Raw genomic sequence first — 23,287 nt, 5'->3', positions numbered from 1 at the left:
GTATTCACAACACGCCGGGGCTGATCATGAAAATCGATGTGCTGCTTGAGCCGGACCAGACGCCTGACCAGCTCGTCGAGCTGGCGAAACTCTGCGAGCGGGCTGGTATCCAGACCATGTGGCTGCAGAACTACCTGTCGAGCCCCGATGCCTTCCTGTCGCTGGTGCCGGCAATCCTTGCCACCAGCAAGGTCCGGCTTGGTGTCTGCATCGTCAGTTCCTACGAGATGCACCCGGTCAAGATGGCCAACGCGCTCTTCACCCTGAACGAATATGCCAAGGGCCGGGCCGGGCTTGTCATCGGTGGTGGTGGCGAGTGGATGCTGCGCCTGGGCATGAAGGCCGACAAGCGGGTTACCGCCGTGCGCGAGTCGATCGAGATCATCAAGCAGGCCTCGGCCGGCAAGCCGCTCGCCTATCATGGCAAGGTATTCAAGGTGTTCGGTTACCAGCCGAAGTACGCCACCCAGGCTGCGCCGCTGGTGTATGCCGGCGCCAACCGCGAACAGATGCTGCGCGCGACGGTCGCGGCCGGTGACGGAGTGATGTACAGCGACATGCCGCGAGGCCTCGTGCAGAAGACCACGGATGCCGTGCGCGAAGTGCTGCAGGCGGCGGGACGGCCCGTCGAGGGATACCGTATCAGCAATATCTGGGCCTGGCACTTCAAGCGGAATCGCGAGGACGCGCTGCGTGAGGCGCGGCGCGAACTCTTGCTGCGTGGCTGGCTCGAGCCCTGGTACCTGGAGTCATTCCTGAGCGAGGATGAAGCCGATTTCGTCGTGCAGAACAAGGGCGCCTTTTTCAAGGCCTACCTCGGCCGCAGCGGCGTCGTCGACGGGGTGCCGGAAGAACTGGTCAACCGGCTGGTCGATAACCTGAGCCTGACCGGCAGCATCGACGAACTGCCGTCGAAGCTGCCCGAACTGGATGCCTTCGGTGCTGCCGGCGTCAACGAGCTCTGCTTCCGCCTGCACGACAATCCGGCCGAGGCGATCAGCCTGATCGGCGAGCACGTGGTGCCGAAGTACGCTTCGTAGGCGTTTCTTCAGCCGCGATCTTGTGGCCAGAAATTGGAATCGCGGCCCAGACCGCTCCTGCCGGCTGATTCCGCAGCTCAGTAAGCCGCCTGCCAGCGCCGCTCCTTGCCGCTGCCCCGGCGCAGGAGCGTGGTGCGGTATTCGTAGCGGTCTGGCCGGAACAGGGCTTCGATCAGCGCCACCGGGGCTTCGTTTGCATCGCTGAACAGGGTGCGCATCGCAATCAGGGGCGCGCCGACGGGAACCTGCAACTGCGTGGCGCTGAGGTCGTCGGCCACCGTCGCGGTGATCATGTGTTCGGCGCGCATCAGCGTGATGCCCGCCTGCTCCAGCGCCATGGGCAGCGAGTCCGATTGCAGCGCCTCGGTACCGAGCATGGCGGCGACCGGTTGTGGCAGATAGGCACTCATCACCGTATAGGGCTCGCGACCGGCGGTGCGCCGCCGCACGATGCGTGTGATTTCCTTGTGACCGGGCCCGAAGTGCGCGGCAACTTCCGTCGGCGTGGCGATGACCGCTATGGAAATCGTCGTCGCCCGCGTTTCGCCGGCCTGCCTCGCCGCCTCGTCCGTGAGGCCGCCGATGTTGTAGCGTTCCTGTCGCTCGGCCGCCTGCGCGACGGGAAAGGTACCCACACCGCGCCGCCGGTTCACAAGTCCTTCCAGCTCCAGGGCCTCCAGCGTGCGCCGGACGGTGACGCGTGACACGCCATACTGGGCCGCCAGCTGATGCTCGCCGGGCAGGGCGATTTTCGGATCGCACTCACCGTTGAGAATCTTCTGTCGCAGCGCCAGGTACACCTGGTGGTAGAGCGGTGTCACGGTGCGCTCGCCCGAGCCGAGCTTGCGCCGTGCGGCAGTTTGTCTCATGCGAGTCCTTCCCTGCGCATAGGTGCTGTCGATGGTACAGGGTGCACCATACGGTCGCTATTCCTCGGGCGGGTTCTCCGTCGCTTCCCAGCGCTCGCGGTGGGCCTGTGCGGCTTCGGCGCGGACGCTGGCGTGGCGGTTCGAGAGCAGCAGTGAGTTGGGGTCGCAGACACGCGCGCGGATGACGCCGAGGTCGACGGCGGCGTCGAACAGGCTCGGATACCAGCTGCGCCAGTTGGGCAGCAGGCTTTCCACTTCTTCGCGCAGGCTGGTCATGCCCCGAACTTTACGCCTGCGGCGGAAATCGCGCACCAGAGGCCGGTCACGGTATGCGCCGGGCGTTCGGCAGCGCATCAGCGGTGTGAGTCGTCGCTACAATGTTGCCGGTATGGACAAGCTGCTTGAATCCGCCTCGGCCGGCGACGCGCTGGCGCAGTACGAACTGGCGCTCGGATACGACAACACGGAGGGCGAGGGCCGCGACCCGGCAGCCGCCGCCCGCTGGTACCGGTTGGCCGCCGGCCAGGGGCATGCGGATGCGCAGCTGCATCTCGGCCTGATGTACGACAGCGGCGACGGCGTGGTGCAGGACGAGGCCGTCGCCGCGGATTGGTACCGGCGCGCGGCGGAGCAGGGAAATGCCGATGCGCAGGTCAACCTGGGCTTGATGTATCTCAATGGCTCGGGTGTTGCGCAGAACGACGCTGCGGCCCTGCAGTGTTTCCGCCTGGCAGCGAAGCTGAATCACCCCAAGGCACAGTTCAATCTCGGTGCGCTGCTGTACAACGGTACCGCGGGAGAGCCGGACCTGGGCGAGGTTTGCCAATGGTGGACGCTGGCAGCAATGCAGGGACATCCTTCGGCGCAACAGAACCTGGAAATCCTCACCGGCAAACTGTCGCGGGAACAGCTCGCGCGGAGCCAGGCTGCCGTGGCGGAGTTCATGCATCGGCTGTCGGTGTAGGCACGAGAGGGTTTTTCAGTTTCGACCTCGAGATGGTGGCCGTGCGCGCCGCGTGGGTTCGGCCTGGTGTGGATCTTCGGGCCAATAGTGTTTCGGGTAGCGGCCTTTCAGTTCCTTGCGCACCTCGTGGTAGGTGATTTTCCAGAAACTCTCGAGGTCGCGCGTGACCTGCACCGGCCGGCGTGCCGGTGACAGCAGCTTGAGCAGCACGCCGATCCGTCCGCCAGCGACGCGTGGGGTTTCGCGCAGGCCGAAGACTTCCTGCAGGCGCACCGACAGGCTGGGTATCGGCCCATCCAGGTAGTCGATGGCGATTCTCGAGCCGCTCGGTACCACGAGATGGGTGGGTGCGAATTCATCAAGCCGTTGCTGCTGTTGCCAGTTCAGCAGGCTGTAAAGGGCTGCACGCAGATCGAGACGCGCAAGGTGCGTGCGCCGGGAAATACCATCGAGCCACGGCAGCAGCCAGCTTTCGAGTGTGGCGAGCAGTGTTGCATCGCTGACATCCGGCCACGGCGGCGTCGTATCCGGCTGTGCATCCCGACTCAGGCAGACGCGCGCCTGCCACTGCCGGAGTTCCGTATTCCAGGGCAGGGAATCGAGTCCCATGCTGCGGATGCCTTCGAGCATCGCGACGCCGATTTGCGCACGATCCGGATCCGGCCAGATCACATCGCTCAGGATCAGCTGGCCGAGATTTTGCTGCCGCCGCGCGAGCACCGCCTGCTCGCGCTCGTCCCAGTACACGCGTTCGGTGTTCTGTATCGCATCACCGAAGTGCTGCTCGATATCGTTCAGGCGGAGCGGCACGGCGCTGAAGATCCGCGCCTCGCGTTCGCCGGCATCGAGTTCCGCAACCACCAGAAACTGGCTGCTCGCCAGCGACTGTGGTTCGGCGAAGAAGGCGCCGCGCCCGTTGCTGAGCTGATAGCGGCCCGAGCCCGGCGTGCGTGCGCGGCCGATGCGATCGGGATAAGCGCTGGCCAGCAGCCAGCCGGCTTCATGCACGTCCATGGCTGCGGGCTGGCCACGCAGCCCGAGCTGACGGGCAAGGCTCTCGGCACTGCGCTGTACCTGGCGGAGCGCGTGCCGGTCGGCATCCGGGTGCCCGATGCCATCCGCCTGGCGTGCGATGAGTTCCAGCCGCGTGCGCAGATCGGCGTCGCGTTCATTCGGTCGCGTGCGCAAAATGTCGCGCTCACCGAGCAGTGCGGCCAGTGCGCAACCGGTGCTGGCTATGCCGGCTGCCTGCGCGCACAGCAGCAGATGCGCGAGGCGCGGATGCGTGCCGAGCCGGTGCATCTCCCGACCGTGTGCCGTGATGCGTTCCTCGCCGTCCAGCGCGCCGAGTGTTTGCAGCAGTTCGCGGGCCTGTGCCAGTGGGCCCGCCGGCGGCGGCGTCAGCCAGGACAGTTCGGCTGCGTCGTGTGTGCCCCAGCAGGCGAGTTCCAGCGCCAGCGATGCGAGATCTGCGCTGACGATCTCGGCCGGCGTGTGCGCGGCAAGGCTGCGCTGCCGTGCTTCGGTCCACAGCCGGTAGCACACACCGGGCGCCAGTCGTCCGGCGCGGCCGCGCCGCTGATCGGCCGAGGCCAGCGAGATCTGCACGGTTTCCAGCCGGTTCATGCCGCTGCGCGGGTCGAACTGGTTGCGGCGTTCGAGGCCGGTGTCGATCACCACGCGCACGCCTTCGATGGTCAGGCTGGTCTCCGCGATGTTGGTGGCGAGTACCACCTTGCGCTGTCCGGCCGGCGCCGGCTGGATTGCCCGGTCCTGTGCTTCGCGGGGCAGGTCGCCGTAGAGCGGGTGCAGCTGTGCATCGATGTTGCCACTGAGCAGGCTTTCCACGCGCCGGATTTCGCCAGCACCGGGCAGGAATACCAGCAGGTCGCCTGCATCGTCGCGCAGCGCGCGATGGATCGCTGCCGCGACCTGGCGGTCGAGGTAGTCACTGCTGTCGCGTTCGGCGTAGCGCGTTTCAACCGGAAAGGAGAGGCCCGGCGAAGCGATCAGCGGTGCATCGTCGAGCAGGCTTGCGACCGCCGCACCATCCAGCGTGGCCGACATCACCAGCAGGCGCAGCTGTGGCCGCAATTGGCGGCGCGCATCCAGCGTCAGTGCGAGACCGAGGTCCGCCTGCAGGCTGCGTTCGTGAAACTCGTCGAAGATCACCAGGCCCACGCCCTCGAGCGCCGGGTCGCGCTGCAGTTGCCGGGTCAGGATGCCCTCGGTGACGACTTCGATGCGCGTGCGTGGACCGACTTTGGTATCCAGCCGCATCCGGTAACCGACCGTTTCGCCCACGCTTTCACCGAGCAGGCTTGCCATGCGGTTCGCCACCGCGCGCGCCGCCAGCCGCCGTGGTTCGAGCACCAGCATCCGCTGACCGGCAAGCCACGGCGCATCGAGCAGCGCAAGCGGCACGCCGGTGCTCTTGCCCGCACCGGGTGGCGCCTGCAGGACGGCGAGACCGGTGCGCGACAGGGCTGCCGCGAGCTCGGGGAGTGCGGTGGTGATGGGCAGAGTAGGCTGTGCGGGGACATTTATCAGGGGGGATTACCGCAGCAGCTTCCAACGTCCTCAATCCGCCCAATCCGCAATCCGCAGCCCCTTTACCCTGGCAAATTCCCGGGTATTGTGGGTCACCAGTGTTGCATCCAGTGACAGCGCGTGGGCGGCGATCATCATGTCCATGGGGCCAATGGGTTGTCCGCGTTTTTCCAGATCGGTGCGCAATTCGCCGTAAAAAACAGTCGCATCTGCGCTATACGCATGTACGTTGAAATCCAGGAGAAACTTCTCCAGTAAGGTCTGATTGGCTTTACGCCAGCGGCTTTTGTGTATGCCGAATCGCAGTTCAGACAAAGTGATGGTGGAAATCACCGGACGCTCATTGCGTGGCAATGCATCCAGCCTGGCGAGAATATTTTGCTGATATGTGGGCTGATTACCGGTAAGCAGATAGATGCAGGTATCGGTGTCCAGCAGGTAGGCCATGTTTACCAATCGCGCTGCTCAGGCTTCAGGGGTTGCTTGCGTTCAAACTCACCTTTGAATTTTCCCAGACAGGCACGTACATGGCGCCAGCGGGCTGACAATTTTGGCAGCAGCACAATGGCTTCACCTTCGCGGCGAATTTCGACTTCATCCTCCGAGAGGCGAAATTCCTTAGGGAGACGCACCGCCTGACTATTGCCATGTTTAAAGACCTTTGCAGTTTTCATGTGTGTGCCTCCATCACGAAGTATATACGCGAGAGTCTATACATACTTGTGAATCCGGTAACGAAAATAGGTTGGCGTTCTTCATTATCGATTGCGTTTGAAGATGCTCCTGCTCAGTGCCGATCTCGTTGCCGTGCGCTGCTATAAGGCTCCGCAGCGGCGATAAGCAGTCGTCCCGCTTTGTGCGATGTAGTCCGACGCCCGATAGTCAGTTTCACGTCGTGGCCCAGTGCATTCAGGAAAGTCAACAATCGCTCCAGTGAGAATCCGTCCATTTTGCCGTTCATCAATGCCGAGATCTTTGGCTGATTGACCCCGAGTACGCGAGCTGCCTGGATTTGCGACAGGCCCTGCTCACGGATCGACTGATGGATCAGTACACCGAGTCGCGCTTTATGCTGCAGTTCGCCTGCGCCAGGCAGCCCCAGATCGGCAAAGACATTGCCCGATCCCCACTCGACTTTGGCTTGCTTGGGTTTCGATTGGACCATGGCGTTTCTTGTGCTCAATCTACGCGACACGACTATCCTTATTCTGGGATATTCAGTCAAGGGGCTGGGATATATTTCCTCATGACGGTGCGGAACCTGTCCCATGGATAAATTGCCCGCAATCAACAGTTTCTATTTGCAGGCCCAACAGGCTGAAGCGTCCCTTGCCGGGGAATGGTCATCCGCAGTGCGTCTGGAAGTAGAAAGCCGGCAAGGGTGACGCTACCCTTTGAGGAACCTCGGGAAAGGGGCGCATCCCCTTCCTTCCGCGCCCACAAAGGAGAAAAAAGATGGACAGCAACTGGATGAACAAGCCGCACACCCGGCGTGACGCGCTGGGCTCGATGCTGATGGCCGGCAGCATGGCCGGGGGCGGGTTGCTGCTGAGTGCCTGCGCGGGGTCGGGCGGTCTGCAGAAGGCGAAAGCGGAGCGTGTGCCGGTGGATCTGAAGGATCCGGCACAGAGCCTGCGCACCTTCATCAAGTTGACCGGGGACCTGGATCCGGTGAAGGAAACCCCGGGCTGGTTTGGTGGCACGATCTTCGGTGACACGCAGCGCAACCGGCCGCTGATGCCGCTGATCGGCGTGGAGGGTTTCGGGGTGGTGCGCACCGAGGTACAGCCGGACGGCTCCTTCAAGGTGTTCAACCGCGAATGCGCTTTCTACAAGGACCTAAAGACGGGCGAGTTCATCGACAAGTGGACCAATCCGTACACGAAGGAAGTCTGCGATGTGAAGCCGATTCACAACCTTACGGTGAACGCACACCTGATCGTCAGCGAGAAGTTCGGTACCGCGATTGAAATGGACTTCGACGGCAAGCTGATGGCGGTCCCGCTGCGGCTCGGCTGGGAGACTTTCGGCGACAAGCTGTTCTCGACCTTCGAGGTACACACGGCATTCCCGAGTGAACTGACGCCAGAGAAGTGGCCGCGCGAGTCCGCCGGCAAGGTGTTGCGCATCGCCGAAATATTCCAGCGCTTCGCCAGTCTTGCCGAGGTGGAGAATCCGGCCACGACGAGTGCCGACTACTCCGGTACCTGGACGCGTGTCGGCCCATGGTTGCCGTGGATGCGCCAGGGGCAGGCCGATGGCTCACTGCTGTTTCGCACCTTCATGACCAAGCTGTCCGGCATCGACCAGTTGCCGGCCGGCCTGCGCAGGATCACCGAGGAACGCCTGCCCGAATTCTTCCAGGCACCGCCGGCAAGCAGTTGGGGCAGCAAGAATGACTCGAGCTTCAGCGTGTATGCGAAGGAGAGCACGCCGCTGCCGCCGAAGTAGGAGCGCCTTCAGGCGCGATGCGGGAGTACCGCATCGCGCTGCTTCGCTCATCGCGGCGGCAACGGACCGTCAGGCGGCGACTGTCAGCGATACGGCCGTATCAGCAAAGGCTTTCAGGATCTTCTGGTCGGCAGTGACCAGTTTCGTGCCCAGTCGCCTGGCGAGAGCAACGAATTCGCAGTCATATGCGGAGCAGGGACTCTGGCTCACCAGGCGCAGTACATCGTGAGACGGCACGTCGAATTCGCGATCGGCAAGCAGGGCTTCTGCTGATGCCTGTATGCGGTAAGCCTGCTCGAGCGTAATGGCTTTTTTCCGGATATACAGGCCGAGCACGTTGCGCATTTCACTGCGCCATAGCCTCGGAGCTACCCACTCCGGGTCGACGCCCAGCAGTTTTTCAGCATGCGAGGTCAGTTCCGTGGGCAGGTATAGATATACCACTACATTGCTGTCAACGACGATCACGGGCGCCCCTGTCCGGTTGCCTTTCTGATGTCGGCAGACTTGAACTTCCTGCCCTTGAGTTCATCCCGGATCTGGCGCGCCTGTGCGAGGTGCGCTTCATTGCCGATTCTTGCTGGCAGCAGTACCCGTTCCAGGCAGGCGATAACCTCGCTGTTGAGGCTGCGATGATGAGCTTCCGCAGCACTCTTCAGGCTGTTGTAGATATCGTCAGGTATGTTCTTCAGGGTTATGGTCATGGCCATTGCCGCAATCCTTCTGGAACCATTATGGAACCAGTATGGTTGCGACCGCAGATTATCGTCAAGACGTATTTGCTCATGTCCCCAGGGTGTTTGTCTCGCACGAAAACCGGGAGTAACCGGCAGATTCTGTTTGCATGCCGACGCGCTCCGCCGACACTCCGGCACTGCGCTGCGCTAGACTTGCGTCCATGCTCAGTTACCCTCACTTCGATCCGATCGCGTTCCGGATTCCCCTCGAATTCAACCTGCCCTGGGGCACGCACTTCGGCCCGCTGGCCGTGCGCTGGTATGGCATCACCTACCTGGTCGGCTTTCTCGGCGCCTGGATCCTGGCGCGCCGCCGGGCGCAGCGCGCGGATTCTCCGGTCACCCCGCTGCAGGTCGATGACCTGATCTTTTACGCCGCCTGCGGCGTGATTCTCGGTGGCCGGATCGGTTACATGCTGTTCTACGGTTTCGACCAGATCCTCGATAACCCGCTCAACATCCTGCGCATCTGGGAAGGCGGCATGTCCTTCCACGGCGGCTTCATCGGCGTGCTGGTCGCCATGTGGCTGTATGCACGCAAGCTCGATTGCCGTTTCTTCCGGCTCACCGATTTCATCGCGCCGCTGGTGCCGATCGGGCTCGGTGCGGGCCGTATCGGCAACTTCATCAACGGTGAACTCTGGGGCGCACCGACGACGGTGCCCTGGGCGCTGATCGTGGACGGTCAGGCGCGCCATGCCTCGCAGCTCTATGAGGCAGGGCTGGAAGGCCTGGCGCTGTTCCTGATCCTGTGGATCTGGTCGGCGCGGCCCCGGCCGCTGATGTCGGTGTCGGCGCTGTTCCTGCTCGGCTACGGGTTATTCCGGTTCGGCATTGAGTTCATCCGTCTGCCCGACGCACACATCGGCTATCTGGCCTTTGGCTGGCTGACCATGGGCCAGGTGCTTTCGTTGCCGATGGTGCTGGCCGGGCTCGTCATGCTGATGCTGGCCCTGCGCGGGCCGGACACGGCAGTGCGCTGAACCGGGGGAGTCTCGCTCTGCAGCAGTATCTGGACATGATGCGCCATGTGCGCGAGCACGGTGTGCGCAAGGACGACCGCACCGGCACCGGTACGCTGTCGGTGTTCGGATACCAGATGCGTTTCGACCTGGCGGCCGGCTTCCCGATGGTCACGACCAAGAAACTGCATCTGCGCTCGATCATTCACGAACTGCTGTGGTTTCTGCAGGGCGATACCAACATCGCGTACCTGCGCGAAAACGGCGTGGGTATCTGGGATGAGTGGGCTGACGAGCACGGCGATCTCGGCCCGGTGTACGGCGCACAGTGGCGTTCCTGGCCGGCACCCGACGGCAGCCATATCGACCAGATCAGCCAGGTACTCGGCGAGCTGCGCAGCAATCCGGATTCGCGGCGGCTGATCGTCAGCGCCTGGAATGTCGCGGAATTGCCGAAGATGGCGCTGGCGCCCTGCCATGCGCTGTTCCAGTTCTGGGTGGCGGAGGGCCGCTTGTCCTGCCAGCTCTATCAGCGCAGCGCGGATATCTTCCTCGGCGTGCCCTTCAACATCGCCTCATATGCACTGCTGACCTGTCTGGTCGCGGAACAAACCGGATTGCAGCCCGGCGAGTTCATCTGGACCGGCGGTGACTGCCATCTCTACCTGAATCATCTGGAACAGGCGGATGAGCAGCTCCGTCGCACGCCACTGCCGCTGCCGCGTCTGGTGCTGAAGCGCAAACCCGACACGCTGTTCGATTATCGCTACGAGGATATCGGGATCGAGGACTACGCCTGCCACCCGCATATCAAGGCGCCCGTCGCCGTCTGAGCGCTGCTCTCAATCCGCGCCACGCGGCACGCTGACGGTTTTTGCCGGCCCGTCGAGCCGCACAGCCGTGAGCCTGCGTCCCCATACGCAGCCGGTATCGATGCCGAGCAGCTTGTCACGCTGCAGGAGTCCGAGCGAAGCCCAGTGGCCAAACACGATGCGCACCATCGCAGTCTGTCGGCCGGGCAGATCGAACCACGGGATGAGTTCCGCAGGCTGTGTGCCGGGCGGACCATTCTCGACGAGATCGAGGCTGCCGTCTGCACGGCAGTAACGGATGCGGGTCAGGCCGTTGGTGATGAAGCGCAGGCGATCCTGGCCGGTCAGGGTTGGTGACCAGCGCGCCGGCTCGTCGCCGTACAGGCCGCGCATGAAGTTCGCGCAGCCCGGGCCGCGCAGGGTCTGTTCCACTTCGCGGGCCAGCTTGATGGTGAGCAGCGGATCCCATTGCGGTGGTACGCCGGCATGTACCAGCAGGGTATTGAGTTCCGGTCTGTAAACCGCCATCGGCCGATTGCGCAGCCAGCTTACGAGTTCCTCGCCATCCGGCGCCTGGAGAATGTCCCTGAGTTCCCGGTCTTTGGCGCGCGCCTGGTTGCCGAAGGCCAGCGCGATCAGATGCAAATCATGGTTGCCGAGTACCACGGTGGCCTGGCTGCCGAGCGACCGCACCAGGCGCAGGGTCTGCAGCGACTTCGGGCCGCGATTGACCAGGTCGCCGACGAACAGCAGTTCATCCTGCCGGGGGTCGATGTGCAGGTTGTGGATCAGCGCTTCGAGTTCGTCACAGCAACCCTGGACATCGCCGACTGCATAAATCGCCATGCGCGTCGTGAGCGTGGCGGATCAGTGCAGGACGCCGGGTACCGCGAGCCGGAAACACGGGATGTCGGCACGAAACTGCGCACCGTCATCGCTGCGCATGCCGTAGCTGCCTTCCATGGTGCCGACCGGAGTTTCGATCACCGCGCCGCTGGAGTAGCGGTGTCGCTGTCCGGGCATGATGGTGGGCTGTTCGCCCACTACGCCATCGCCACGCACTTGCTGCACCTTGCCGTTGGCATCGGTGATGATCCAGTGGCGGTCCAGCAGGCGGGCCGGCACGGCACCGGTGTTCTGGATGGTGATCGTGTAGGCAAACACATAACGCTCGCTCTCAGGTTCGGACTGATCGGCGAGGTAGTGGGTTTCCACGGTGATCTTGAGGCTGGTTGTGCTGGTATTTGCGGTCATGTTCATGGCCATTCTGGGAGAGGGCTCCCGTGCTTGGCAAGTCCGGGCTTCAGGCCGGCCATGAATCTGCCGAGCTGCAGCCAGTCGGCGGGCGGCAGCTGTTCGGGGCGCAGCCCCGGATCGATGCCGGCTGCGCCGATCTCGGCCGTCGTCGCCAGGCCACGCAGGCCATTGCTGAGCCGCTTGCGGCGCATGCCGAAGGCGGCAGCGACCAGCTGGTCGGCGATGGACAGGGTATCGGGATCGGCCAGTGCCACGGGGTGTGGAACCAGGCGCAGGAACACCGAATCCACCTGCGGCGGGGGCCTGAAGCTGCCCGGACTGATGCCGAACAGCTGTTCGATGCGGCAACGCAAGGCGAGCGCCACGGTCAGCCGGCCATAGGTCTTGTTGCCGGGGTCGGCGGCGATGCGTTCGCCGACTTCCTTCTGCAGCATCACATGCAGATCCCGCCAGATGCTGCCGAATTGCAGGAAATGAAAGAGCAGCGGCGTCGAGATGTTGTAGGGCAGGTTGCCGACCAGGCGCAGCTTCTCGCCCGGTGCTGCAAGGCTGCTGAAATCGAAAGCCAGGGCATCGGCGCAGTGTACGGTGCAGCGCCCGGTCCGGACCCGGCCGGGCAACTCGCGGGCCAGATCGCGGTCGATCTCGATCGCATCGAGCCGCGCGCCGCTTGCCAGCAACGGCAGGGTGATCGCACCCTCGCCGGGGCCGATTTCAACGAAGTGATCTGTCGCTGCGGGTGCGATATTCGCAATGATCTTGCGGATGATGTTGCCGTCATTGAGGAAGTGCTGCCCGAAGCGCTTCCGCGGCTGCGGCCTGGTCATGATTGCTGACGGGCGGCCATCTCGATGGCGAGCTTCACCGCTGCACGCAGGCTGCCCGCATCGGCGCGACCGGTGCCGGCCAGCTCGAAGGCCGTGCCGTGATCCACCGAAGTGCGGATGATCGGCAAGCCGAGCGTCACATTTACCGCGCGGCCAAAGCCGTGATGCTTGAGTACCGGCAAACCCTGATCGTGATACATGGCGAGTATGGCATCGACGCCGGCAAGGTTGCGGTCCACGAAGGCAGTATCGGCGGGTACCGGTCCGCTGATGGCCAGGCCTTCCTTGCGCAGTGCCGCCAGTGCCGGCGAGATTTCCCGCTGTTCTTCAGTGCCCAGGTGCCCGGATTCGCCCGCGTGCGGATTCAGGCCCAGCGCGACGATGCGCGGCTGCCGGATACCGAACAGCTTGCGCAGGCCGCTGTCGAGTATGCGCCCGGTGCTTTCCACCAGTGCCCGGGTGATGGCCGCCGGTACCGCATGCAGCGGCAGGTGCGTGGTCACGAGCGCCACGCGCAGTTCACCGGCGACCAGCAGCATGACCGGCCTGGGTGTGGAGGTGAGATCCGCAAGAAATTCCGTGTGTCCGGTAAACGGAATGCCTGCATCGTTGATCACCGCCTTGTGTACCGGTGCCGTGACCATCGCGCTGAACTGCCTCAGCCGGCAACCGGCGCTCGCCCGCTTGAGCAGCTCGAGTACCCAGGGACTGTTGCGCGGATCCGGATGGCCAGGTGCCGAGGGTGCGCGCAACGGGAGGTCAGCGACCGGCAGGCGACCGGGCCGGGCCGCTTCTGGTGTCGCACCACTGCCTGTCCAGGGCACCAGCTCAAGCTGCTGTCCCAGCATTCCCGCCCGCGCCGTCAGGAGCTTCAGGTCGCCGAACACGACAAGTTCAGCGGGCCAGGCCTGGTTGGCGAGCGAGAGCACCAGCTCGGGACCGATGCCGGCAGGTTCACCGCAGGTGATGGCGATACGTGGCAGCACTGTGCTCATCGGGGTTCCAGGTGCCATGACCGGCATTTTCCGGCAGCCGGAGCAGGCTAGATCCGGACTTCGACAAAAGCCTCGTCGCGCAGGCGGCGCGTCCAGAGTTCTGCTTCGTCACCGAGCTTGCTGTTGCGAATGGCGAGTACGGCCTGCTGGCGTTGCTTGTCGGCGGTCGCATCGTAAGTCCGGCGTTCCAGCACCTGCACGATGTGCCAGCCGAACTGCGTCTTGAAGGGTTCGCTGATCTCGTCGATCTGCAGGGCGCCCATGACCTTCTCGAACTCGGGTACAAAATTTCCCGGGGCAGTCCAGCCGAGGTCGCCACCTTCGACGGCCGATTGCGGGTCTTCGGATACAACCTTGGCGACTGCCGAAAAATCCTCGCCGCCGAGGATGCGCCGGCGGATCTCGGTGAGCTTCTGGCGGACCGTATCGTCATCCTGCACCTCATTGGTGGTCATCAGGATGTGGCGTGCATGGGTCTGTTCTTCCATGACCGGCTCGCCGCCGCGCCGGTCGTCCAGGCGGATCAGGTGGAAACCGCTCGCATTGCGGATCGGCTCGGAGACGCCGCCCTTGGGCAGGCCCGGTACGATGTCTGCAAAGATGCTCGGCAACTCGCTGCCCTTGAGCCAGCCGAGGCTGCCGCCTTCGAGGGCCTGCTGGCCGCTGGAGTAGGTCAGTGCCAGCTTGGCAAAATTTTCCCCGGCGAGGATGCGCGTGTGCAGCTCGTCGGCAAGTTTCCGGGCCTTCTCGATTTCATCCGGCTGCGCACTGGCTGAAACGGGTATGAGGATGTGCGAGATCAGGAAGTCCTCGCGCAGATTGGCCTTGCCTGCCTGACGGGCCAGAAACGCATCCACCTCGCGCGGCGAAACCGCAATCCGCTGCAGGACATCGCGTTGCCGGAGCTGGTCGATGGTGATCTGCTGTCGCAGTTCCTGGCGGTAGGCGCTGTAGTCGACGCCCTCGCGCGCCAGCACGTTCGGCAGTTCGCCGAGCGAAACGTTGTTGCGCGCGGCAATGGTGGCCAGTGCCTGGTTGAGCGTTTCGTCGGAAACCTTGATGCCTACTTTTTCGGCACGCTGCAGCTGGAGCTGCTGGATGATCAGCCTGTCGAGGACCTGACGGATCAGCACGTCGGTCGGGGGCAGCTGGGTATTCTGGGCCCTGAGTCGCTCGGTGATGCGCCGGGTTTCGAGCTGCAGTTCGCTCTTCAGTACCACGCCGTCATTCACGATTGCGGCGATGCCATCAAGCAACTCACCGCTGCTGCTCAGTTCGCGGCTTTGCGCCAGAACGCCGGATACCGGCATCAGCCCCAGCACCAAGCTGGCCAGCAGGGCCGGCAGGCGGTTCAGGAATGTGGCACTGAACCCGGTCGAGGCCGGGTGGAAATGCAGTTGCTGGAACATGAAAACGCCGGTTTCAGTAACGATCGTAGCCAAGAGTACCACGGTCGATCAGCCGTTCCGGACGGCTGTCGGGGCTGCCAAAGCCCTTCAGCAGCAGCTGCAGCGTGATGGTGGTGTCCGAATTGCCGTCGCGGCTGGTCAGGTTGCGCTGGGTAACAAGCCGCAGACCCCAGCAGCAGGTCGAGTACTCCAGTCCGAAGAAGCTCTCCAGCACCTGGTTGTCGAGCAGGGAGTAGTCGTAGCGGCCGACAAAACTCCAGCGTGCCGCGATCGGCCAGGTGCCCGTGATGTCGATTTCGCGCAGCGAGTCGCGGCGGAAGCGGTACGACAGGTTGACGATCTTGTTGTCAGCCGGCTTGTACATCACCCGCGCCTCGGCCATGCGGGTCACGTTCGCGTCGGAATCCCACTGGTAGCCGAGATCCAGGTTCCAGCGGTTGTTGATGTTCATGCCCAGCTCGGCGATATAGTCGGATGTGCTGTCGTCGCTGGGCATTTCACCAGGCAAGGTGACGTCCTGTGCGGTGAAGTATCGCGTTTCGCCGACCGTCGCGGTCAGTATCTGCGAGCCATCCGCCGAGCGCATCAGGCGGGTGGTGATGCCGATATTGAGCTTGTTGGTGTCGCCGAGGCGGTCGAGGCCTGCATAGCGATTGGTACGAAACAGCTGCACGATATCGAATTCGGGCTGGATCGTGTCGAAGACCGGCATGTCGCTCTGGTTCTCGTACGGCACATGGACGAACTGCAGCCGCGGTTCTATGGTTTGCAGCAATGTGCCGTCCTTGCCCCACGCGCGCTCGAGCAGGGTGCTGAGCGAGATGTTGTAGATCGGCAGGCTGCGGCTCGGCGACTGCGCGGCACCCGGTGCCGTCCGGTCCAGCGAATAAGCCGTGTAATCAAAGGCGGCTGCGGAATCCAGAGACAGGGCGCCGAAGCGCAACGGCAAGGCGATTTGTGGCCGGAGGTTGGCGCGCAGGCCCGTGGTACCGATGTCGCGGTTGAAGTAAGTGAGTTCCGATTGCAGCCGGTACTCGAGGCCCAGGGGGTTGTTGGGCCAATAGCCGTTGACTGCCACTTGCGGCAGACGCTGATACGGCCTCTCCTCCGCAGTCAGGGAATCGTCGAGGGTCTGGTAGTCCTCCAGTCGCAACAGGGCCGACCAGGTGCTGTCGAAGTACTCGAAATCCACACGCTGGCGCAGGTGGGTCTGGCTGGCGCTGCCGAGGCCCGTGGCAAGATCCTCGAAATATGCTGAATCGCTGACCTGTGTGCCGTCGATGGTTGCCCGCCAGCGGTCGTTGAGCTGCGACTGGTTGTACCAGTAGACCAGGGCGCGGTCTTCTCCGGTGACGTCATCGCCTGGCAGGAACTCGCCGTTGAGTGTGCCTTTGGTACTTTCCGACAGGTAACGGAACTCGCCCTGTGCCTGCAGGCCGCGCTTCGACATGTAGTGTGGCGTGAAAGTGGCGTCGTGGTCGGGCGCGAGATTGAAGTAGTACGGAACCGCGACCTCGACACCGCGCTGACCACCACTGCCGAAATCCGGCAGCAGCAGTCCGGAGCGGCGCCGGCCGTCGACGGGATAGGTCAGCCAGGGCGAATAGAGTATCGGCACGCCCTTGAACTCAAGTCGCGCATTGCGCGCCGTGCCGACGCCTGTTTCACGGTCGATGCTGAGCGAGCTGGCGCGCAGCAGCCAGTCGTCCTTGCCGCGCGCGCAGGTTGTGTAGCTTGCGTCCTTCAGTGTCAGCACCCGGCTTTCTTCCAGCGTGATGCTGTCGGCCGAACCGCGTGCCGGCAGCGCATACAGCTCGAATTTCGCCGCGTCGATCCTGAACAGGCCGCTCTCGGTGTTGTAGCTTGCCGAGTCGCCGGCCAGCCAGGTGTCCGGGTCGCGCAGATCGATGTTGCCGCTGAGCTCGAACTCACCGGTACTGCGGTCGTAGCGCGCGCTGTCGGCGCCCAGCTGGATATCGCGGCGCCGGAGTACGAGCCGGTCCTTGAAGATCGTGGGGCCGTTGAGATCGACCTCTACCTCACCGCTCAACACATCGAGGATGTCAGCGCTGACATCGGTGCGTGGCGCCAGCGGTTCGGGTGCCGGGATGGCGCAGCCGTATACCGGTACCGGTACCGGTGCCGGTACGGGTACCGGTACCGGTTCAGCAGCACCTGCGGCGGCAGCAGCCCACAGCAGTATCAGCAGTGCACGTCGCAAGGTGCCCCCAGAGAGCCAGGCGAGAATCGATGGGCGGAAGTATAACGGCCCGCTGCGCATCGCGGTCGGGCCAGTTTTCACCGTACCATTGCGCCATGCGTGCACTCATTCTTGCAGCAGGTCGTGGCGAGCGGATGCGGCCCCTGACCAGCGACATGCCCAAGCCCTTGCTCCGCGCCGGCGGGAAGCCGCTCATCGATTACCATATCGAGGCGCTGGCGCGCGCCGGGATCACTGAACTGGTCGTCAATCTGTCGTGGCAGGGCGCGAAGCTGCGCGACTACCTGGGCGATGGCGCCCGGTATGGCGTCCGTCTGCGCTTCAGCGAGGAAGGTCCGGAGCCGCTTGAGACCGGTGGCGGCATACACCACGCCTTGCCGCTGCTCGGGTCCGGGCCGTTCTGGGTGGTGAATGGCGATATCAGCTGTGATTTTCCCTTCACGGTACGCGGTCTGCCGGGCGGGACGCTTGCGCATCTCGTGCTGGTGCCGAATCCGGCGCACCATCCGGGCGGTGATTTCGTTCTGCGCGACGGACAGATCGTCATTCCGGATGCGGCGAATGCGGCGAAGCTCACCTTTGCCGGGATTTCGATTCTCGCCCCGGCGCTGTTCGATGGTGTGCAGCCGGGCCGCTTTCCGCTGGCGCCGCTGCTGCGGGCAGCGGCGGCAAAGGGTCAGGTGAGCGGTGAGTGCCACAAGGATCGCTGGACCGATGTCGGCACGCCGGAGCGCCTGCGCCAGCTGGATTCCGAACTGAACGGGTAGCGCTCCCTTTGGCAACTACAGCCAGCGCTGCAGCGGACGGTACAGCCAGCGCTTGACCTGCAGTTGCAGGGGAATCTCCCGCAGCCAGTTCGTTGTAAGGGCGGCGTTGTCCGGGTTGCGCCGCATCGTCCCGAACAGCGCGCGGAAATGCCCGCAGACTCCGGCATCGTCGGAAAAAATCATCGCCTCGACGAGCCGGTCATGTGCCGCATGTTCGAGGTTGTAGCTGCCAACGGCGACCTCCCGATCGTCGACGAGAAGTATCTTGGAATGCTCGCCGGCGTGGTTTTCGTAAATGCGGGCACCGGCGTTCAGGGCCGACTCGTAATGGATCGAGGCAGAGATCCAGGGAAAGTGGGTGACACCCAGCGAGTCCCGGTGGGAATGGAAGATTTCCACATCGACTCCGCGCCGGCAGGCACGCATCAGGGCCGCTTTCAGTACAGGGGCCGGTTTGCAGTAAAGCGATGCGATGCGCAGCGATTGCCGGGCACCGTCGACGAGTTTCACAAGTTCATCGGTGAGCCGGTTGTGCACGGTGCCGAACGGGAACAGCGGGCCTGATCGCTCGGCGGGATCCTCGCGAACATAGCGCAGCTGCCGGGTCGTTCCCGATACGGGTGGAACCGGGAGGAAACCGGCGAGCCGCGCCGTTTCCTCGCCGGAAAGCCGGGCGAACCGGCAGGCTTCGCGGAGCAGGTGCCCTACGATGTCTCCCTCGAGCTTCAGTGAAACTTCGCCCCACTGGGCGAAGGAGTGGTGAGCGATGTTGCTGCTGCCGAAAACCGCAACGCCACCGTCAGAGACCTGAATCTTCACGTGGAGGCCACCGCCGACCAGGCGATGCCTCAGAGATTGCGGCGAGTAATGGATGACCTGCCCGCCGGCGGCGACGAGATCACGCAAACGCTCCTGGAGTCCGGTATTTCCGGACGGACGGCCGAGATTCTGCGCGAGGTGCTGCCCGAAGCGATCGACGACGAGTATGACGCGCACGCCTCTCTGCACTGCGGCCAGCAGGGCGTCAGCCATCCTGCGGCCGCGCTCGTCGTTGCCAAGATAGTACGTCGTCAGCACAAGAAAACGCCGCGCACTGTTGACCATCAGCATGCGCAGGGACCACTCGTCCTCACGATTCGTGATGACGCCCAGACGGGTGGCAGTCAGATCCCGGATGCTGCTCATGGTTCGGCCACCACGGCTTTTTTCAGCAGCAGGGAGTACCGGATGCGCGAGTAGCAATCGTAGCCGGACGGCTTGCTGAAGATACTGTCCTGGTCGACCAGTGCGAGGGTGAGGCCCTCCTGTTCGGCAAGGTTGCGCCAGAATGAGCGCGTCAGGATGAACGAGCCTGAAGGCGGATGCTCGAATTCGGCGTGTCGGTCCGGATCATTCACGATACCGATATAGACCGTGCCGCCCGGCCGCGTGATGCGCACCATCTCGAGTACGGCCCGACGCGCCGCGTCGACCGAGTCGAGGTACAGAAAGACGCCGTGTGACAGCACCTTGTCGTAGCTCGAGGCTTCGACCGACGAGAGGTCGGTGATGTCAGCCACCCGGAAGTCACCAGACAGGCGGGACCGGGCGATGCTCACAAGGTTTTCCGCGAAATCGACCCCGGCAAGGGACACCGTCCGATACGCAGCCAGCTCGGCCAGAAAGGCACCCGACCCGCAGCCGGCTTCGAACAGGCGATCGCCATCCTCCACGCCGATGAAATCGGCCGTACGGCGGCACAGATCCGTCCAGTCGTCGCTGCCGATGAAGTCCCAGCGCGCGAAGTCCTTCAGATGGGCAAGATCCTTGCGCTCACCCAGACGGTTGTATTCCTTGCGGATTTCAGCCGGGATGACCATGGATTGCACAGTACCCGATCGGGCGGGGGGACGTTGGCCTTTTGCTGTGTGGACGCTTCCCTTGCCGCATGACACCCTCGAAAAGCAGCTCCTCAGCTATGCTGAAAGGAGACATTACCCTGAGAGCCAGTCAACATGATTGCAAATATCATCGGCCTGTTTGTCGGCATGATCATCGCGATCCCGGGCACCATCATGCCGGTACGGAAGTTTCTGGGTGTGCGCGGGGAAAAGACCTTCTTTTCACTGACGCTGATTCCCATTGCGTTGATCTACATCGGCTTCTCTTATTACTACGGTGACCTCACCGCGCTGCATGCCGAGATCGTCGGCCTGATCATCTTCACCGTGCTGGCACTCTTGTCGCAGTTCCTGGCCAGCTGGATCCTGGTTTCCGCCTATGTCGCCCACGCCTTGTGGGACCTGCTGCATGAGATTTTTGTCGGCGCGATTGGCGGCGCCATTCCGTGGACGCAGGTGCCGGTGGGCTACGCCGCGTTCTGTCTGGCCTATGACCTGATCATCGCAGCGTATGTCTACAAGCGTCTGCGTTTCTGGGACTGAAAGGCGCTACCTTTTCTGCGGCCTCATGCCAGCACGGGTAGCGCCCCTTTAAGGCAGGTCAGCAGCTCTTCAGCGACAGCCCGCAGGTCTGTCGGGCCACCCAACTCCTCGAGCGAGGTCACTGCAAGGCCGGCATGACCGCAGGGGTTGATGCCGCGAAAGGGCGTGAGGTCCATCGCGACATTGAGTGCCAGGCCGTGATAGGTCGCACCACGCCGGATACGCAGGCCGACGCTGGCGAGCTTGGCGCCGTTCACATAAACACCCGGCGCATCGCTGCGCGGTACGGCGGTGATGCCATGGCTCGCCGCAAGTTCGACCACCGCCGCCTCCAGCGCCGTGACGACGGAGCGGATGCCGAGCTTCGCCCTTGCCAGATCGACCAGCACATAGACGATCAGCTGGCCGGGGCCATGGTAGGTCACCTGGCCACCGCGGTCGGTCTGTACCACGGGTACCGCCCCCGTGCCGAGCAGATGTGCCGGATCGGTATTCAGGCCGAGCGTGTAGACAGGCGGATGTTCGAGCAGCCAGATCTCGTCGGGGGTGTCGGGCTGGCGTTCATTGGTGAAGCGCTGCATGGCCGCCACCGCGGCAGCGTAGTCGGTGAGACCGGGCAGCCGGCGGATGACGACGGGCGGTGGTGGCAGGATGGACACGCGCAGATCCCTGTTCAGAGCAGGAACAATACCTGCTCGCTGGAGCTGAGGGCGCGGTAGATGTCGTCGAGCTGCGCCTTGCTCGCTGCGGTGAAGTTGATCGTCACTGCGATATAGCGCCCGTTGCGGCTGGGCCGCGTATCAACCTTGCTGAGCGCCGCAGAACCGGCATGGATGCGGACGATCTCGACCACGTACTGTTCAAAGGCCGGCTGGTTGAGGCCCATGACCTTCAGCGGGAAGGCGCAGGGAAACTCGAGCAGCGTTTCCTCGCTCAATGTGTCGTTCCGTGCGGCTTCATGGCCTCGAAGGCGGCGGCAACCTGTCGCCATACCGGACCAGGGCGACCGTCGCCGACCTTCCTGCCATCGAGTTCCAGCACTGGTGTGACGCCGCGCGTCGCGGCCGCGATCCAGATCTCGTCGGCCTCGCGCAGGCGCTGTTCGCTGATCATCTCGTCGCGGCAGGCGACGCCGACTTTGGCTGCGGCCGCAAATACGGCAGCTGTCGTGGTGCCCGGCAACACTTCGGGGCCATCTGGCCGCCGGATCAACACGCCACGCTCGACGATGATCACCGAGCTTGCCGAACCTTCAGTCAGGTAACCGTCGCGCAACAGGATCGCTTCACCGGCACCGGCATCGCGTGAGGCCTGGCGGGCGAGCAGGTTGGCGAGCAGCGCCGTGGACTTGATATCGCAACGCGACCAGCGCTGGTCGGGGAGGGTAATGGCGCGCATTCCGAGCTGGTCGGGGTGCGGCTCGGTCAGTGTCGATACCATGCCGAATACGGTCGGACGCACGCTGTCGGGCGGAAAGGCATGATCGCGCCCGGTGTCGGCGCCGCGGCTGACCTGCAGATAGACCGACAGGTTCCCGCCGCCGTTCTGCTCGATCAGTCCGGCGATGATCTCGAGCCACTCGCCGCGGCGGTACGGATTGCGAATGCGGAGTTCGCGCAGACTGCGTTCGAGACGATCCAGATGGGGGTCGAGCAGAAAAGCCTGTCCGGCATAGACCGGAATGACCTCATAGACCGCGTCGCCAAACAGGAAGGCGCGGTCGAGTGGCGAGATGCGGACTTCCGCCAGTGGCATGAAGCTGTCGTTGAACCAGGCGGTGCGCAATGGTGCGGCCATATAGCGGTGGTTCCTACTCCAGCCAGAGCAGTACCGTGTCACGCCCCTGTTGCCAGAGCGATCCGGTCGGTACCGGTTTGAGTGGGTAAAGGCTGGCTTCGGCGATCAGTTTGTCGCCGAGGTTCAGGCGTACCGTGCCGAGGGCTGTTTTCGTATCGAGTGGTGCGATCAGCTGCGCCGGCAACGAGAGTTTCGAGCTGACCTGTTCCGCACTCCCGCGCGGCAAGGTTGCCCAGACATCCTGATTGACACCGATATTCACCAGCTCGGATTCGCCTTTCCAGACGCGTGATTCGTTGAGCGATTGCCCCGCCACCAGGATCCGTTTCGTTTCCCAGAAGCGATAGCCGTAGTTCAGCAGGGTTTGCGAGTCGCGTTCGCGGGCTGCCGGGCTGTCGGTGCCGAGCACCACCGCAACCAGCCGCATGCCATCGCGCAGGGCCGAGGAGACGAGGCAGTAACCGGCGGTGTCGGTATGGCCGGTCTTCATGCCGTCTACGGTGCTGTCCCGCCAGAGCAGGCCATTGCGGTTGCTCTGCGTGATGCCGTTCCAGGTGAAGTCCTTCTGCGAATACCAGCGATAGTATTCGGGGAACTCGCGGATGATGGCGTTGGCAACCTTGATGATGTCGGCTGCAGTCGTGTAATGCTCCGGGTCGGGCAGCCCCGTCGCATTGCGGTAGCTGGTATTTGTCATGCCCAGTTCTTTGGCGTACTGGTTCATCAGATCGGCAAACGCCGACTCGCTGCCGGCCACGTGTTCGGCCAGCGCGACACTCGCATCGTTGCCGGACTGGATGATCATGCCCTGCAGCAGTACGGACACCGGTACCTGGCTGCCAAGGTCGATGAAGCTGCGCGAGCCGCCGGTACGCCATGCCGTTTCGCTTATCGTGACCGGATCCTCGAGTCCGATGCGTTTGCTCCTGATGCTGCGGAACACTGCATACGCGGTCATCAGCTTGGTGATGCTGGCCGGGTCAAGGCGCTGATTCTCGTTGAGGCTGGCCAGCGTCTGCCCGCTGGTGTGGTCCACCAGCATGTAGGCCCTGGCGCTGATGGCCGGCGGGGCGGGTATCTGCGGGCCTTCGGCGCCTTGCGCCACAGCGGCGGTCAGTCCGGTCAGCCAGAGGAGGCTGGCCAATACGCGGGTCAGCGTACGTTGCATCATTCCTGGTGGGCTCCTGAAAATACTGTAGAAACTGG

Annotated in this window: 27 protein-coding genes; 7 read left to right on the top strand and 20 right to left on the bottom strand. The window is 63.6% G+C overall.

Annotated features, from left to right (window positions below; translation table 11 throughout):
* Positions 1-26 precede the first annotated feature (26 nt).
* Positions 27-1,040, top strand: a complete 1,014-nt coding sequence (locus tag H6979_05720; protein MCP5139333.1) for an LLM class flavin-dependent oxidoreductase — start codon at positions 27-29, stop codon at positions 1,038-1,040.
* 77 nt (positions 1,041-1,117) lie between these two features.
* Here the strand turns inward: H6979_05720 and H6979_05715 are convergent, their stop codons facing one another.
* Together H6979_05715 and H6979_05710 are read right to left on the bottom strand one after the other, a co-directional pair.
* Entirely contained in the window at positions 1,118-1,909 is a 792-nt protein-coding gene (locus H6979_05715; GenBank protein MCP5139332.1) for a GntR family transcriptional regulator, read from the bottom strand.
* Positions 1,910-1,966: 57 nt separating this feature from the next.
* A complete protein-coding gene (locus H6979_05710; GenBank protein MCP5139331.1) occupies positions 1,967-2,185 on the bottom strand; it encodes a hypothetical protein in 219 nt (72 codons plus the stop codon).
* A gap of 85 nt (positions 2,186-2,270) precedes the next feature.
* On the opposite strand from H6979_05710, the gene H6979_05705 reads away from it, so the two are divergent.
* Positions 2,271-2,873, top strand: coding sequence for a sel1 repeat family protein (locus H6979_05705; protein MCP5139330.1), 603 nt, complete (start codon positions 2,271-2,273; stop codon positions 2,871-2,873).
* A gap of 15 nt (positions 2,874-2,888) precedes the next feature.
* Here H6979_05705 and hrpB read toward each other — a convergent pair whose 3' ends face one another.
* The 4 genes from hrpB to H6979_05685 all read right to left on the bottom strand — a co-directional run bounded on the left by hrpB (position 2,889) and on the right by H6979_05685 (position 6,588).
* Positions 2,889-5,420, bottom strand: coding sequence for an ATP-dependent helicase HrpB (hrpB, locus tag H6979_05700; protein MCP5139329.1), 2,532 nt, complete (start codon positions 5,418-5,420; stop codon positions 2,889-2,891).
* A gap of 33 nt (positions 5,421-5,453) precedes the next feature.
* Entirely contained in the window at positions 5,454-5,870 is a 417-nt protein-coding gene (locus H6979_05695) for a type II toxin-antitoxin system VapC family toxin (protein ID MCP5139328.1), read from the bottom strand.
* 2 nt (positions 5,871-5,872) lie between these two features.
* Complete coding sequence (locus tag H6979_05690; protein ID MCP5139327.1) at positions 5,873-6,097, bottom strand: AbrB/MazE/SpoVT family DNA-binding domain-containing protein; 225 nt, start codon at positions 6,095-6,097, stop codon at positions 5,873-5,875.
* Positions 6,098-6,210: 113 nt separating this feature from the next.
* Positions 6,211-6,588 carry an XRE family transcriptional regulator gene (locus H6979_05685; protein ID MCP5139326.1) on the bottom strand — a complete coding sequence of 126 codons (378 nt, stop codon included), beginning with the start codon at positions 6,586-6,588 and terminating at the stop codon, positions 6,211-6,213.
* Between the two features lie 290 nt (positions 6,589-6,878).
* Between H6979_05685 and H6979_05680 the strand changes: the two genes are divergently transcribed.
* On the top strand, positions 6,879-7,874 hold the full coding sequence (locus tag H6979_05680) for a DUF1838 family protein (protein MCP5139325.1): 996 nt from the start codon (positions 6,879-6,881) through the stop codon (positions 7,872-7,874).
* Positions 7,875-7,943: 69 nt separating this feature from the next.
* Here the strand turns inward: H6979_05680 and H6979_05675 are convergent, their stop codons facing one another.
* Entirely contained in the window at positions 7,944-8,342 is a 399-nt protein-coding gene (locus tag H6979_05675; protein ID MCP5139324.1) for a type II toxin-antitoxin system VapC family toxin, read from the bottom strand.
* Complete coding sequence (locus H6979_05670; GenBank protein MCP5139323.1) at positions 8,339-8,584, bottom strand: Arc family DNA-binding protein; 246 nt, start codon at positions 8,582-8,584, stop codon at positions 8,339-8,341. The genes H6979_05675 and H6979_05670 overlap by 4 nt, the downstream gene beginning before the upstream one ends.
* Before the next feature lie 188 nt (positions 8,585-8,772).
* On the opposite strand from H6979_05670, the gene H6979_05665 reads away from it, so the two are divergent.
* On the top strand, positions 8,773-9,594 hold the full coding sequence (locus H6979_05665; GenBank protein MCP5139322.1) for a prolipoprotein diacylglyceryl transferase: 822 nt from the start codon (positions 8,773-8,775) through the stop codon (positions 9,592-9,594).
* A gap of 17 nt (positions 9,595-9,611) precedes the next feature.
* Positions 9,612-10,406, top strand: a complete 795-nt coding sequence (locus tag H6979_05660; GenBank protein MCP5139321.1) for a thymidylate synthase — start codon at positions 9,612-9,614, stop codon at positions 10,404-10,406.
* Between the two features lie 9 nt (positions 10,407-10,415).
* Here H6979_05660 and H6979_05655 read toward each other — a convergent pair whose 3' ends face one another.
* Genes H6979_05655 through lptD form a run of 6 tightly spaced genes read right to left on the bottom strand, consistent with a single transcriptional unit; the run spans position 10,416 to position 17,094 of the window.
* Entirely contained in the window at positions 10,416-11,231 is an 816-nt protein-coding gene (locus tag H6979_05655) for a symmetrical bis(5'-nucleosyl)-tetraphosphatase (GenBank protein MCP5139320.1), read from the bottom strand.
* Between the two features lie 21 nt (positions 11,232-11,252).
* Positions 11,253-11,639, bottom strand: coding sequence for a Co2+/Mg2+ efflux protein ApaG (gene apaG / locus H6979_05650; GenBank protein MCP5139319.1), 387 nt, complete (start codon positions 11,637-11,639; stop codon positions 11,253-11,255).
* Between the two features lie 2 nt (positions 11,640-11,641).
* On the bottom strand, positions 11,642-12,469 hold the full coding sequence (gene rsmA, locus H6979_05645) for a 16S rRNA (adenine(1518)-N(6)/adenine(1519)-N(6))-dimethyltransferase RsmA (protein MCP5139318.1): 828 nt from the start codon (positions 12,467-12,469) through the stop codon (positions 11,642-11,644).
* Positions 12,466-13,464 carry a 4-hydroxythreonine-4-phosphate dehydrogenase PdxA gene (pdxA, locus tag H6979_05640; GenBank protein MCP5139317.1) on the bottom strand — a complete coding sequence of 333 codons (999 nt, stop codon included), beginning with the start codon at positions 13,462-13,464 and terminating at the stop codon, positions 12,466-12,468. The genes rsmA and pdxA overlap by 4 nt, the downstream gene beginning before the upstream one ends.
* A 47-nt stretch (positions 13,465-13,511) precedes the next feature.
* Positions 13,512-14,873 (bottom strand): peptidylprolyl isomerase, encoded by a 1,362-nt coding sequence (locus H6979_05635; GenBank protein ID MCP5139316.1) that lies wholly within the window; start codon positions 14,871-14,873, stop codon positions 13,512-13,514.
* 13 nt (positions 14,874-14,886) lie between these two features.
* Positions 14,887-17,094 (bottom strand): LPS assembly protein LptD, encoded by a 2,208-nt coding sequence (gene lptD, locus H6979_05630; GenBank protein MCP5139315.1) that lies wholly within the window; start codon positions 17,092-17,094, stop codon positions 14,887-14,889.
* Positions 17,095-17,189: 95 nt separating this feature from the next.
* On the opposite strand from lptD, the gene H6979_05625 reads away from it, so the two are divergent.
* A complete protein-coding gene (locus tag H6979_05625; protein MCP5139314.1) occupies positions 17,190-17,861 on the top strand; it encodes a nucleotidyltransferase family protein in 672 nt (223 codons plus the stop codon).
* A gap of 15 nt (positions 17,862-17,876) precedes the next feature.
* On the opposite strand, the gene H6979_05620 is transcribed toward H6979_05625, so the two are convergent.
* Together H6979_05620 and H6979_05615 are read right to left on the bottom strand one after the other, a co-directional pair.
* Entirely contained in the window at positions 17,877-19,046 is a 1,170-nt protein-coding gene (locus H6979_05620) for a phosphatidylserine/phosphatidylglycerophosphate/cardiolipin synthase family protein (GenBank protein ID MCP5139313.1), read from the bottom strand.
* Positions 19,043-19,720, bottom strand: coding sequence for a class I SAM-dependent methyltransferase (locus H6979_05615; protein MCP5139312.1), 678 nt, complete (start codon positions 19,718-19,720; stop codon positions 19,043-19,045). Before H6979_05615 ends, H6979_05620 begins: the two co-directional genes overlap by 4 nt.
* A 135-nt stretch (positions 19,721-19,855) precedes the next feature.
* Here H6979_05615 and H6979_05610 point away from each other — a divergent pair, with 135 nt between their 5' ends.
* Positions 19,856-20,284, top strand: coding sequence for a hypothetical protein (locus H6979_05610; GenBank protein MCP5139311.1), 429 nt, complete (start codon positions 19,856-19,858; stop codon positions 20,282-20,284).
* Between the two features lie 23 nt (positions 20,285-20,307).
* On the opposite strand, the gene lipB is transcribed toward H6979_05610, so the two are convergent.
* Genes lipB through H6979_05590 form a run of 4 tightly spaced genes read right to left on the bottom strand, consistent with a single transcriptional unit; the run spans position 20,308 to position 23,249 of the window.
* Complete coding sequence (lipB, locus tag H6979_05605; protein ID MCP5139310.1) at positions 20,308-20,913, bottom strand: lipoyl(octanoyl) transferase LipB; 606 nt, start codon at positions 20,911-20,913, stop codon at positions 20,308-20,310.
* 44 nt (positions 20,914-20,957) lie between these two features.
* The gene (locus H6979_05600; GenBank protein MCP5139309.1) at positions 20,958-21,221 is read right to left on the bottom strand and encodes a DUF493 domain-containing protein; all 264 of its coding nucleotides are present in this window, start codon (positions 21,219-21,221) and stop codon (positions 20,958-20,960) included.
* On the bottom strand, positions 21,218-22,069 hold the full coding sequence (locus tag H6979_05595) for an aminotransferase class IV (GenBank protein ID MCP5139308.1): 852 nt from the start codon (positions 22,067-22,069) through the stop codon (positions 21,218-21,220). The genes H6979_05600 and H6979_05595 overlap by 4 nt, the downstream gene beginning before the upstream one ends.
* Positions 22,070-22,094: 25 nt before the next feature.
* Positions 22,095-23,249, bottom strand: a complete 1,155-nt coding sequence (locus H6979_05590) for a D-alanyl-D-alanine carboxypeptidase (protein MCP5139307.1) — start codon at positions 23,247-23,249, stop codon at positions 22,095-22,097.
* Between the last annotated feature and the right edge of the window lie 38 nt (positions 23,250-23,287).

The organism is Chromatiales bacterium, from assembly GCA_024234935.1.
In the GTDB taxonomy this organism is placed as follows: domain Bacteria; phylum Pseudomonadota; class Gammaproteobacteria; order Steroidobacterales.
Note: the sequence above shows the minus strand (reverse complement) of the source record. Positions and strands in the feature narration are given on the sequence as shown.